The sequence below is a fragment of the Hymenobacter sp. BT188 genome (assembly GCF_014333585.1).
Taxonomy (GTDB): domain Bacteria; phylum Bacteroidota; class Bacteroidia; order Cytophagales; family Hymenobacteraceae; genus Hymenobacter.
Window position 1 is genome coordinate 618,738 of sequence record NZ_JACSCW010000003.1, and the last position, 11,747, is coordinate 630,484.

11 protein-coding genes are annotated in these 11,747 nt (G+C 53.4%); 8 read left to right on the forward strand and 3 right to left on the reverse strand.

Annotated elements, in window-relative coordinates; genetic code table 11:
* Positions 1–127: 127 nt before the first annotated feature.
* Positions 128–1,543, reverse strand: a complete 1,416-nt coding sequence (locus H8B13_RS10765; RefSeq protein ID WP_187310790.1) for a dicarboxylate/amino acid:cation symporter — start codon at positions 1,541–1,543, stop codon at positions 128–130.
* Positions 1,544–1,744: 201 nt separating this feature from the next.
* Between H8B13_RS10765 and H8B13_RS10770 the strand changes: the two genes are divergently transcribed.
* Positions 1,745–2,791, forward strand: coding sequence for a dipeptide epimerase (locus tag H8B13_RS10770; RefSeq protein ID WP_187310791.1), 1,047 nt, complete (start codon positions 1,745–1,747; stop codon positions 2,789–2,791).
* Positions 2,792–2,831: 40 nt separating this feature from the next.
* Here the strand turns inward: H8B13_RS10770 and H8B13_RS10775 are convergent, their stop codons facing one another.
* The gene (locus tag H8B13_RS10775) at positions 2,832–3,611 is read right to left on the reverse strand and encodes a DUF3667 domain-containing protein (protein WP_187310792.1); all 780 of its coding nucleotides are present in this window, start codon (positions 3,609–3,611) and stop codon (positions 2,832–2,834) included.
* A 401-nt stretch (positions 3,612–4,012) separates the two neighbouring features.
* Between H8B13_RS10775 and H8B13_RS10780 the strand changes: the two genes are divergently transcribed.
* Positions 4,013–4,462, forward strand: coding sequence for a MarR family winged helix-turn-helix transcriptional regulator (locus H8B13_RS10780; RefSeq protein WP_187310793.1), 450 nt, complete (start codon positions 4,013–4,015; stop codon positions 4,460–4,462).
* Positions 4,463–4,512: 50 nt separating this feature from the next.
* Positions 4,513–5,184: a YceI family protein gene (locus H8B13_RS10785; protein ID WP_187310794.1), complete on the forward strand. Its 672-nt coding sequence runs from the start codon at positions 4,513–4,515 to the stop codon at positions 5,182–5,184.
* Positions 5,185–5,239: 55 nt separating this feature from the next.
* On the opposite strand, the gene H8B13_RS10790 is transcribed toward H8B13_RS10785, so the two are convergent.
* The gene (locus tag H8B13_RS10790; RefSeq protein ID WP_187310795.1) at positions 5,240–5,797 is read right to left on the reverse strand and encodes a hypothetical protein; all 558 of its coding nucleotides are present in this window, start codon (positions 5,795–5,797) and stop codon (positions 5,240–5,242) included.
* 161 nt (positions 5,798–5,958) lie between these two features.
* Here H8B13_RS10790 and H8B13_RS10795 point away from each other — a divergent pair, with 161 nt between their 5' ends.
* From H8B13_RS10795 to H8B13_RS10815, 5 genes are all read left to right on the forward strand, one after another.
* Complete coding sequence (locus H8B13_RS10795; RefSeq protein WP_084444557.1) at positions 5,959–6,240, forward strand: ATP-dependent Clp protease adaptor ClpS; 282 nt, start codon at positions 5,959–5,961, stop codon at positions 6,238–6,240.
* Positions 6,241–6,324: 84 nt separating this feature from the next.
* Positions 6,325–6,933 carry a recombination mediator RecR gene (recR, locus tag H8B13_RS10800; protein ID WP_187310796.1) on the forward strand — a complete coding sequence of 203 codons (609 nt, stop codon included), beginning with the start codon at positions 6,325–6,327 and terminating at the stop codon, positions 6,931–6,933.
* 189 nt (positions 6,934–7,122) lie between these two features.
* Complete coding sequence (locus H8B13_RS10805; protein ID WP_187310797.1) at positions 7,123–9,093, forward strand: glycosyltransferase; 1,971 nt, start codon at positions 7,123–7,125, stop codon at positions 9,091–9,093.
* Between the two features lie 92 nt (positions 9,094–9,185).
* The gene (locus H8B13_RS10810) at positions 9,186–10,406 is read left to right on the forward strand and encodes a pyridoxal phosphate-dependent aminotransferase (protein ID WP_187310798.1); all 1,221 of its coding nucleotides are present in this window, start codon (positions 9,186–9,188) and stop codon (positions 10,404–10,406) included.
* 249 nt (positions 10,407–10,655) lie between these two features.
* Positions 10,656–11,711, forward strand: a complete 1,056-nt coding sequence (locus H8B13_RS10815; RefSeq protein ID WP_187310985.1) for a bifunctional heptose 7-phosphate kinase/heptose 1-phosphate adenyltransferase — start codon at positions 10,656–10,658, stop codon at positions 11,709–11,711.
* The last annotated feature ends 36 nt before the right edge of the window (positions 11,712–11,747 follow it).

The following is an 11,747-nucleotide window of genomic DNA, read 5'->3' on the forward strand; positions in this document are numbered from 1 at the left end:
GAACGACGTTTTTGTATACAGAAGAGCCCTACTTATTCATAAGTAGGGCTCTTTTACTTTTTCAATAAAGCAAGAACATGCTTGGCGTTGCTTGCAGCAGCAAATTGCAGTTAAAGGTTGTAGGTTATTAGCGCGTATGCTGAGCTAAGGCGCTGTCTTCCTCAGCGAGGTCTTCAATAGGTTCGGCTACGTAGTTGTCTACAAATTCACCTTCCCAACGGGCTACCACGGCTGTTGCCAGGCAGTTACCGATTACGTTCACAGCGGTGCGGGCCATATCCATGAGGGCATCGATGCCCAGGATGATGAATACCGGCCAGGAGGGCAGGTTGAAGGAGGCCACTGTCGCCAGCAGAATTACGAGGGAAGCGCGCGGTACGCCCGCCACGCCTTTGCTGGTAAGCATCAGCGTAAACACCATTACCAACTGCTGACCAAAGCTCAGCTCCACGCCCGCCGCCTGCGCCACGAATACGGCCGCCAGCGAAAGATAAAGTGTGGTGCCATCAAGGTTAAACGAATAGCCAGTCGGCATTACGAAGGCCACAATACGGCGCGGCACCCCGATGCTTTCCATCGCTTCCATGGCCCGTGGCAAAGCAGCCTCCGAACTGGTGGTAGCAAAAGCAATGCTCACTGGCTCGGCGATAGCCTGCACGAAGCGCTTGATTGGGATACGGGCAATAAATGCAATGGGCACCAGCACAAGCAATATAAAGGCAATGAGTGCCACATAGAGGGTGAGCAGCAGCTGGAACGCGTTGAATAGGGGCGCAAAGCCCATTTTGCCCACCGTATAAGCCAGCGCACCACCTACACCCAGGGGGGCAAATATCATAACCACGTTAGTGAATTTGAACATCACTTCCGACAAGCTTTCCATCACTTCCAGCATTGGCCGGCGATGCTTGCCGTGCACCATGGCCAAACCAATAGCAAAAATGATAGCGAACACAACTACCTGTAACACTTGCCCTTCGGCTACCGACTTGGCGATGTTTTCGGGGAAGATGTGCAGAATGATGTCGGAGGTAGACTGTTCTACGGTCTGGAGCTTCTCACTCGTATCGGCCCCGGCCTGGCTGATGCCAACACCGGCTTTGCTTATATTAATGGCTGCCAGGCCGATGAATAGCGCAAATGTGGTAACAACCTCAAAGTACACCAGGGCTTTAATACCCATTTTGCCCACTTGCTTCAAATCGGCGTGGCCGGCGATGCCTACAACCAATGTGGCGAATACGAGGGGAGCAATAATGGTTTTCACCAAGCGCAGGAACACGTCGCTGAGCACCTTCAGGCTTTGGGCGAAAACCGGGTAGTCATTACCAATTTCGGCCCCCACAAACATGCTAACTACTATCCAGAAGGTAAGCGAGCGGCGCTGATACCCATACACTACCAGCGCGGCCAGTGCCAGCCAGCGGGCTATGCGGGGCACGGCGAGTGGCAGCGCCACCATATTATAAGCTGATAGCACGGTGAGCACAATGGCCACCAGCGACAAAATTAAAATGAGCGGAACAATGCGCGAAAACTTCATGCAGGATAGGGTAGGGGTTACCGGGGATTGTCAGCAAAGATAAGTTTTCAGGCAACAGTTGAAGGGTTTGAGTACTGCGCAGTTTATTAATCGTGTTGGGGGGCTTTTTATACTGCGCTGCATCGCTGATTTTAGCGCTGTATAAAAGTAGCTTTGCGCTTGGTCGTGCCATGCTGGCGGCCTGTTCCCAATATCCTTCCTATGCTCTGGACCATCGAAACGCGTGAGCTGCCGCTGCGCTATACCTGGAAAATATCGCGCAACGCCTCCACTGCCAAAACTAACCTGCTGGTGCGGGTACAGCAGGAAGCTGGCGGAGCGGTAGGTTGGGGAGAAGCAGCGCCCAACGTGCGTTATGGCGAGTCGCCGGAAGGATTACAAGCAGAGTTTGAGCAGTTAGCCGCCAAAGGATTGAGCTACGTAACATCGCTGGATGAGCTAATAGAATTTTTAGAGCATCACTCCGTAGCGCACGCCCTGAGCTTTGCCTTGGAGTCGGCCTACATACACTGGCAGGCTGCGCACACGGGGCAGTCGGTGGCAGCGGTGTTGGGTTTGCCTGAGCCAGCCACATCAGTGCCCACTGCTCTGACATTGCCCATAATGCCCCCCGGCGAGGTTGCGGCCTTTATTCAGGAGCAGGATATGGGGCGGTTTTCTATCCTTAAAATAAAAGTAGATCAAGCTAGCGGCTACGAGCTGCTGCGCGAAGTGACGCGCGCGCTCCCAGGGCGCCAACTCATTATCGACGGCAACGAAGCCTGGACGGATGCCGACGCGCTGTTGCAGTTTCTGGAAAAAATCGCCCCCCTGCCCGGTCTCGCGGTTCGGTTGCTGGAGCAGCCCCTGCCCGCCGCCTGCACCGACCACTACCGCTACCTGCGCGCCCGCTCGCCCTATCCCGTTTTCGCCGACGAGTCGGTAACCAACGACGCTGATTTTGCAGACATCGCTCAGCAGTTTCACGGTGTGAATATGAAGCTGATGAAAGCCGGTGGCTACCGCAACGGATTGCGCCTACTCAATCAAACCCGCGCCCACGGCCTCGACACGATGATCGGCTGCATGGTTGAAACGACGCTAGGCATCTGGGGGGCAATTCAGGTAAGCAGCCAGGCGCAAGTCTGTGACTTGGATGGGTTTATCATTATCCGCGACGAGCCGTTCGGGCTGGTGCAGGAGAAAAACGGCCTGCTCAGGGCTCAAACGGCCGTGCCTGATCTAAGTAAGGCTATAGTTGCGCACTGACACATTTTTGCCTTTATATAATTATTTAACAAGTTGCCTACTAGCCAAATACATACCAGCGGAACGCTATTGTATTAACAGCATAACTGCCGGCCATGCTGAGCAAAACCGATAAGAAGGCCCGCCAAATTGCCCCTGGCCAGCTAAGCTCAAAGGCGTGCTTGCCGATAAAAATCATGTAAAGTATTCCGACGACGACCTGCAAGCTGCTATTAAGATAAGTGCTAGCGGAAGCTTTCACATCCGCTAGCCATATCACCAATAAGATCACGACGGAATAGAGGTTGGCCGCGGAGCCGATGATTACGTGGACAAAGAACGATTCAGCATAATTGACGCCGCGGCTGCGGTACACCAGCCACGTAAAAAACGAGTACATGGGCAGTGCCAGCAGCAACCACCACAGGTTGTAGTATTTGCCCAGGTAGTGAAAGTACTGCACCATGCGCGCCAGTTCGGCGGGCGGCACACGGCCGGCCAGCCGCTGCTGTATTTCGAGGCCAGTGGCTTCGTAATAATGCAAGGCTACTGCCACTACGGTAGTCAGACCCAGGACCAGCAACAAAAATTGAAACGGGTTGAAATAGCGCTTACGTCGGCCGGCCAGATAATCGTCTACCACCCGGCCCGGATGGAACAACACTTGGGGGATATACCCTATAATAGTATTGTCGGCGTGGGTGAAAACGTGAAATACTTCGTGTGCCACGTGGCCTACCGTAAGGCGGTGCGGACGGCGCTGTCCGCAGTTTGGGCAAAATGAGCCAGCGGATAGTTGCTGACGGCAGTTCAGGCAGGCTACAGCAGTATCAGTTGACATGACGGACAACGAAAGAATGCTGTGGGACTAATCGGCGTTTCGTCTGTGGCATTGCGGCGCGGCATCTGTGCTTCAGCCCCGGTGGATCAAAACTTGTTACTTAGGACAAGTAATCTATTGCTGAATAGCCTGTTAAATTATCCAGTCAGCCTCAAATAAACAAAAGCACAAGTAGACCCATTAAGCTTGTGACAGTGCAACTACAAAATGGTTGCGGAGACTTTGCCTATGCCTTACCGCTTAATAATAGGCTTTCGTCCTAGCTTACTGGACACTCAGTTGATGTGAGAATAAATAATATCCGTAATAATTAATAAAAAATATTCTTGCGAACTATGTTGCAACATTAAATGTATGTACATATATTTGTAGCATCATTCGGCAAGAGTACGCCGCCGCTCATGAAAATCGAAGACGAAATCAAGCAGCCAACATTTAAAGACGAGTACCAAAAGGCCCATATCAACCTGATATACACTACGGGCTGGATACAGTTGCGTCAGGCAGCGGCTTTCCGCGAGTTTGATGTTACGCTACCTCAGTATAATATTTTACGCATTCTGCGTGGTCAGCATCCCAAGCCCGCCACCGTGAATCTGCTCATTGAGCGCATGCTCGACAAGACCAGTAACGCCTCCCGAATTGTCGATAAGTTGGTTGCCAAAAACTACGCTACCCGCACTGTGTGCCCCAGCAACCGCCGCGCCGTCGACATTCATATAACCGACGCTGGTCTAGAGCTACTGCATAATATGGAAAGCGTGGTGAGCCACCAGAATACCGGCTTACATAATCTTACTCCCGAAGAAGCCGCTCAGCTGAGCGACTTGCTCGATAAAATCCGTGACTGACGGCTTTCAGTTAACCCAAGCTTAATTCTCCATTTTTCTCTTTCCCCATCATGAAAAAAATTGCTTTGTCAGCCCTGTTCGTTGCTGCCCTGTTTACTGCTCCTGCAATGGCTCAACAGCCAGCTGTTAAGAAAACTACTCCCGGCACTGCCAAAGCTGCTGGCAACGCTTATGCAGTTCAGCCTCAGCTAAGCACCTTGGGTTGGGTAGGTAAAAAAGTGACCGGTGAGCACAGCGGTACTGTTCAGTTCAAAGAAGGTAATGTGTTAGTGCGCGGCAACCAACTTGTAGGTGGTACTTTCACAGTAGACATGAATTCGCTGAAAGTAACCGACTTGAAGGATGCTGACAGCAATGGCAAGTTGGTAGGTCACTTAAAGGCTGATGACTTCTTTGGTGTTGAGAAAAACCCAACGGCTATCTTCAAAATCACGAACATCACGCCGATCAAAGGCGCTGCTGCTGATGCCAACAATGCCACCATCACCGGCGACCTGACCATCAAAGGCATTACCAAGCCAATCACCTTCCCTGCTAAAATTGGCGTGAAGAACGGTATGGCTGCTGCTACAGGTGTTGCTACCATCGACCGCACCAAGTACGACATCAAATACGGCTCGAAGTCGTTCTTCGAAGGCATTGGCGACAAGGCCATCTACGACGAGTTCACACTGAGCTTCAACGTAATTGCCAAGAAAGGCAATGGTGTTGCTGCTAACTAAGTAGCCCCATTTAATAAGCTAAAAAAGCCCCCCAGACCAAGTCTGGGGGGCTTTTTTAGTCTGGTATTACCAGCTCTCGCGGCAGCTCGAAGCGTAGGTTTCGGCTTTTGCTGCGGTTGTGGAGTTGGGTGAGGAAATCATCTAGTTCTGATTTGTATTCCAGCCACAAGTCCTCATGCAGGTTGGTGAGCACCAGCTGTACGGCCCGGGTTGCCATACGGGCGGTGCTGACGTAAAAACCGTTGTAAGGACTATCGAACTGGCCGGTGTAGTTGTCAAAAATCAGGCGCAGCGTATAAAGTATCAGGTCAATTTCGAGGCGCTTGTCTTTGGTAATGCGGCGGGCGCGTGCGGTTTCTTTGGTGGCTTTGCTTAGCGCTTTATTGAGGCTGCGGTTGAGCAGCCGCCCCGTAACGGCCACATTGAATAGCTCGTGAATGCGGTCGGTGGTTTGCTCATACACCTGCTCCACAGTCACGTCGGGCAGCAGCTCGTAGGCAAAAGTCTCATAGAGTTCCGCGTCGCGGCGCACCGCGCGCAGCAATAAGGCTTCTTTTTCCTTATCGGGGAGTTGCTTTAGCGCTTTTTTAAAATCGGTGGAGGGAACGGGCATAGGAGGGAGGAGGGGCAAGCGGACCGCCGTGTCTGAGGCTGTGCGCTACACTATAAATGATTGTCTAAACCCCGAAACGAATCTGTCCGCGTGGTGGTTATACTAGACCGGTGCGGGCCCAAATCTGCGCCTTTTTCCTTGATAATCCGTACTTTTGCGCTATGAACACCAAGCCGCAGATTGACTATAACGAGGACGTTTTACTGCTCGAAGAAACCATTGACGTTCGCGACCTGATCGTGTACAACGATGACGTGAATACCTTCGACCACGTGATCAAAACCCTCATCGACGTGTGCGGGCATGAGCCCGAACAGGCCGAACAGTGCACCCTGCTGATTCATTACAAAGGGCAGTGCACCGTAAAGCACGGCGCCTACGATGAGCTGGCTGGTATGTGCACCGCCATTCACGACCGTGGTATCTCGGCCGATATTCTATAAATGGCTGCAAGGGTGAGTTGGTGATTATTAGTGCAATAAACATTTACCCGCTTACTCATTCGCCCGTTCACTCATTCAATATAGATGGAGTTTCCTTCCAAACTGATAGAAAACGCCGTAGCGGAGCTTTCTAAGCTGCCCGGTATTGGCCGCAAAACGGCTCTGCGCTTGGCTCTGCACCTGCTGAAGGCGGAGAGCGACAGCACGGCTTCGCTGGCCGAGGCGCTGGCCAAAATGCGTTTTGAAATAACGTATTGCCACACCTGCCACAATATTGCCGATACGCAGGAGTGCAGCATTTGCGCCAACAAGCTGCGCGACCACGCCATGGTGTGCGTCGTGTCCGACATTCGGGATGTAATTGCCATTGAGAATACCAGCCAATACCAGGGCGTGTACCACGTGCTGGGGGGCGTTATTTCCCCTATTGAAGGTATTGGCCCTTCCGACTTACAGATTGACTCGTTATTGAAGCGCATTCCTGAGTCGGAAATTAAAGAAGTTATCCTCGCGATCAGCCCCACAATGGAAGGCGATACTACCGCTTTCTACCTCACCCGTAAGCTGCGTGAGTTCCCCGATGTACACATCAGCACAATTGCCCGTGGCATCCCGGTGGGGGGCGAATTGGAGTACGCTGATGAAATAACCCTGGGCCGCAGCATTGTTGAGCGGCAACGCCAGGCTCGGTAGACGCACCGGGGGCTTTTTCGGCCGTCAGATTCATTTGAAAAGGCTTGTCGCACGCGACAGGCCTTTTTTATTTCTGCTATTCTTGCCTAATTCCGCTGAGCAACCTCCGCGATAAGTGAAATATGAATCTGGGGATGGTGTTTAGTCCGTAACTTTCCCCGGCCCCTCTTACTCCCGCTGCCGCTCGCCGTGAAGCTCTCCGTTATCATTGTCAACTACAACGTCAGCTATTTCCTAAGCCAGACGCTGTTGTCGGTGCGGCGAGCCTTACAGAGATTGGACGCTCCCGCTGAAGTTTTTGTGGTCGATAATAACTCCGTCGATGGCTCCGTAGCAATGGTGCGGGCCCGATTTCCGGAGGTCATCTTGCTGGAAAACAAGCATAACCCCGGCTTTGCCAAAGCTAATAACCAAGCAATACGGCAAGCCCAAGGCGAATATATTCTGCTCCTCAACCCCGATACTGTAGTAGAAGAAGATACCTTCCGCGCCTGCTGCGAATTTCTGGACGAACACCCCGACGGCGGCGGACTAGGCGTGAAAATGCTGGATGGGCAAGGGAAGTTTTTGCCTGAGAGCAAGCGTGGCTTGCCTACGCCGCGGGTAGCTTTTTACAAAGTTTTTGGGCTGGCGGCGCTATTTCCCGGTTCGCGCACCTTCGGCCGCTACCACCTCGGCTACCTCGACAAAGACCAAACCCACGAAGTAGATGTGCTGAGTGGCGCCTTTATGCTGTTGCGCAAAAGTGCCCTTGATGCCGTTGGCCTACTCGATGAGGACTACTTCATGTACGGCGAGGACATTGACCTCTCATACCGGCTTACCCGGGGCGGCTGGAAAAACTATTACTTCCCCGGCACGCGCATCATTCATTACAAAGGGGAAAGCACGAAGCGTACAAGTGTCAACTACGTGTTCGTATTCTACCGGGCCATGATTGTGTTTGCTCGCAAGCATTTCGCCCCTAATCAGGCCGGGGTTTTCTCCCTGCTCATTCATTTGGCCATCTGGTTGCGCGCGGGCATGGCAGTCGGGCGCCGCGTGCTCACGAGCATAGCACCTATCGTGTTGGACGCTGGCCTACTGTATGGGGGCATGTATGTCCTGAAAAACTACTGGGAGGAGTATCAGAAGCAGGGGCCAGCCGATTATCCATCTCCGCTGATGCAGGTGGTAGTACCGGCTTACGTGCTCGTTTGGCTGGGATGCGCTTACCTCAGCGGTAGCTATGATAAGCCCTTCAGTGCTTGGCGTATCATTCGGGGCATTGTCATCGGTACTGTGCTTATCTCGGCTGGCTCCAACTTTCTGGAGTCATACCGCTATTCCAACGCCCTGATTCTGCTGGGCGGTATTTGGAGTATCATTGCGCTTATTGGTCGGCGGCTGATAAGCCATTTGGTGCAGCATCGCAACCTGCGTCTCATGCAGAGCCACCAGAAAAAAATCGCCATTGTGGGCTCGGCGGAGGAAAGCCGTCGCGTGCGCCACTTGCTTGAAACGGCTAGCGTACAGGCGCGCATTGTAGGCCACGTTACTCCTGTGCCCGACCCAACAGCTCCACCAAGTCGCTATTTGCTGGGCCAACTCCATCAACTCGATGAAATTATCCGAATTCACGACTTGGATGAGCTGATCTTCTGCGGCAAAGATTTGTCGGCTACCCGCATTATTTCCCTGATGATCCGGCTACCGCAATACCCGCCGGTGGCCTACAAGATTTTGCCCGAAGACAGCGAATACATCATCGGTAGCTCCTCGAAAGATGCGCCAGGCGAGTATTACGCCCTAGATATTGCCCTGAACCTATTTCAGCCCCAACGTGCCCGCACTAAGCGCCTGCTGGATGTGCTCACTAGCTTGAGTTTGCTGTTGGCAGCGCCGTTGCTGGTATGGTTTGCCCGCGAAAAAGCAGGTTATCTGCGCAACTGCTTACGAGTTCTCTTAGGTACGCGCACCTGGGTGGGCCTGCGCCATGCCGACGCCTCGCGCCGCACCACACCGGCCGTATTTTCTCCTGCCGACTCTGCTGATACGGTCGCCGCGCCGCTGCCTGAGGCCACTCGCCGCCGCTTGGAGCTGCTTTATGCTAAAGATTACACGCCCTCCACTGACCTCAACATCTTAGTGCGCCGCTTTCGGTGGCTGGGGCAGGAATAGCTGTATCGGCCTAACGAACAGAGTTCTATAGCATTTGAAGATCGGTTCAACTCGAATCCGTACTTTCGTATATCTACAAAGCCCGTCAGTCTATGTCAGCTTCCGCTACGCTCGCTACTACATTTCTCTCTGATCGCATCAGCGCTCTGCAAGAGTCGCAGACCATTGCGATGGCCAAAAAATCGCGTGAGCTAGCCGCTCAGGGGCACAACGTGATTAACCTGAGCTTTGGCGAACCTGATTTTCAAACGCCCCAGTACATCAAGGAGGCCGCCAAGCGCGCTCTTGATGAAGGTTACACCAAGTACACACCCGTACCCGGCTACGTAGAGCTACGCCAAGCCATTGCCGATAAGCTGCGTCGTGAAAACCGCCTGGAGTACCAGTGCGAAAACATCGTGGTGAGTACAGGCGCAAAGCAAGCCTTGGCTAATGCCGTGATGAGCATGGTAAACCCCGGTGAGGAAGTTATTGTGCTGGCTCCTTACTGGGTAAGCTACGAGGAAATGGTGCGCCTAGCCGAAGGTGTGTCGGTGCGTGTGATGGGCTCGTTGGAAAACGACTACAAAGCCACGGCTGCGCAGATAGAGGAGGCCATTACGCCCCGCACTAAACTCATCATGTACTCGTCGCCCTGCAACCCTACGGGCGCTGTATTCTCGCGCGAAGAGCTAGCCGATATTGCCGCTGTACTGGCGCGTCATCCGCAAGTATTTGCCATTGCCGACGAGATTTATGAGTACATCAACTTTGAGGGCGAGCACGTGAGCCTAGCGGAGTTTGATGAAATAAAAGACCAGGTAATTACTGTAAATGGCTTTTCCAAAGGCTATGCCATGACGGGCTGGCGCGTGGGCTACTTGGCTGCACGTAAGGAAATTGCTACTGCCTGCGAGAAAATGCAGAGCCAGATCACTTCGGGCACCTGCTCCATTGCCCAACGCGCCGCGCTGGCTGCCTTGGAAGGGGGCCGCAGTTCCGCTGATGAAATGGTAACCGCCTACCACCGCCGCCGCGACTTAGTGTTGGAGCTTGCTAAGGATATTCCGGGCTTCCAGACGCCAACACCGGCTGGTGCTTTCTATGTTTTTCCGGATGTGAGTGCATATTTCGGTAAAAATGCCCCCCAGGGCGAGACCATCGAAAATGCTACCGACTTGGCGATGTTTCTGCTAAATGACGCGCACGTAGCCGCCGTCTCGGGTGAGGCGTTTGGAGCGCCCAACTGCATGCGCTTCAGCACTGCCGCTGCCGATGAGAAGCTGCGTGAGGCCTTCATCCGCATTAAAGCAAGTTTGGAAAAGCTGCACTAAAGCCACAAGTAGCAGCTTGAGAAGTCGTTGGACTAGGTGAAGCAGTAACGCTTAATATTGGGACGTTATGCTTCAGTTCGTAGCCCGTTGCGGTTGTTCGTGAAAAGCCCCCTAGCGTGTAGTTTGGTGATTTGCGAAGCAGAAGTTGAATCCCTGAAGCAACGTCTGCAACGATTGGCCGCGTCGATGATCTACGTTACATCGGGCTAGTTTCTAACTTTGCGGCTTCCTTCGTCGAAAGTCGTCAAAATGCCCCCCACCGTACCGCCTACCTCGCTGCCCGAATTATTCGCTGCCTTCAACCGCCTGACGGTGCTCATTGTGGGCGACGTGATGCTGGATGCCTACGTTTGGGGCAAAGCCGGCCGCATTTCGCCCGAAGCGCCTGTGCCCATCGTGCACGTAAGCCGCACCGAGCAGCGCCTCGGTGGAGCCGCCAACGTAGCCCTGAATGTGCAGGCCCTGGGCGCGACTCCCTTGCTGTGCGCGGTGGTAGGTCAGGATACTGGCGGCGACCAACTGCTTGGTTTGCTGGAAGATAAAAGCTTGTCGGCGGAAGGAATTGTGCGTAGCGCCCACCGGCCAACCACCGTAAAGCAGCGCATACTGGCGGCTGGTCAGCACTTGCTGCGCATTGATTCGGAGGTAGAAACGGACCTGAACGCCACCGAAGCCGCCGATTTAATTGCACGCTATGAAGCCCTGTTGCCCCAAGCTGATGTGGTCGTGTTCGAAGACTACGACAAAGGTGTCCTCAATGAAAACCTAATTCAGAATTTCATCGCGCAGGCCCGGCAGCGCAACATCCCCACTGTTGTTGATCCTAAGCGTAAAAACTTCTTAGCCTATCGTCACTGCACGCTCTTTAAGCCAAATTTGAAAGAGCTGCGTGAGGGCTTGAAGCTCGATTTTGATGATACCGACGCCGACCGTCCGCAGTTTGAGGCCGCGGTCCAGCGCCTGCGTGAGTTGCTCACGCCCGCTATTATTCTGGTGACTCTCTCCGAGCGCGGCGTGTTCAGCGATGCTCTGGCTACTGGCCGCAACTACATTCCCGCTCACTTACGCGCCATTTCCGACGTGTCAGGCGCCGGCGACACGGTTATTAGCATTGCTGCTTTGTGCGTGGCTTTGGGGTTGGAGGCGCCAGTGTTAGCTGCTCTGGCTAACCTGGGTGGCGGGTTGGTTTGCGAGCAGGTTGGGGTAGTGCCTATTGAGAAAGATCGATTGCTGGAAGAAGCTCATGAAGCAGGCTTATTGAGCGTTACGGTACAGAAAGAAGGGTCGGTTTCAATACGCGACTAAGGCATAGGTTCATAAAAAAGCCCCCCAGGTAATAGT

Coding starts and splice junctions, on each gene's coding strand:
- H8B13_RS10765 (WP_187310790.1), bottom strand. CDS start 1,543: ATGAAGTTTTCGCGCATTGTTCCGCTCATTTTAATTTTGTCGCTGGTG.
- H8B13_RS10770 (WP_187310791.1), top strand. CDS start 1,745: ATGCTCTGGACCATCGAAACGCGTGAGCTGCCGCTGCGCTATACCTGG.
- H8B13_RS10775 (WP_187310792.1), bottom strand. CDS start 3,611: ATGTCAACTGATACTGCTGTAGCCTGCCTGAACTGCCGTCAGCAACTA.
- H8B13_RS10780 (WP_187310793.1), top strand. CDS start 4,013: ATGAAAATCGAAGACGAAATCAAGCAGCCAACATTTAAAGACGAGTAC.
- H8B13_RS10785 (WP_187310794.1), top strand. CDS start 4,513: ATGAAAAAAATTGCTTTGTCAGCCCTGTTCGTTGCTGCCCTGTTTACT.
- H8B13_RS10790 (WP_187310795.1), bottom strand. CDS start 5,797: ATGCCCGTTCCCTCCACCGATTTTAAAAAAGCGCTAAAGCAACTCCCC.
- H8B13_RS10795 (WP_084444557.1), top strand. CDS start 5,959: ATGAACACCAAGCCGCAGATTGACTATAACGAGGACGTTTTACTGCTC.
- recR (WP_187310796.1), top strand. CDS start 6,325: ATGGAGTTTCCTTCCAAACTGATAGAAAACGCCGTAGCGGAGCTTTCT.
- H8B13_RS10810 (WP_187310798.1), top strand. CDS start 9,186: ATGTCAGCTTCCGCTACGCTCGCTACTACATTTCTCTCTGATCGCATC.
- H8B13_RS10815 (WP_187310985.1), top strand. CDS start 10,656: ATGCCCCCCACCGTACCGCCTACCTCGCTGCCCGAATTATTCGCTGCC.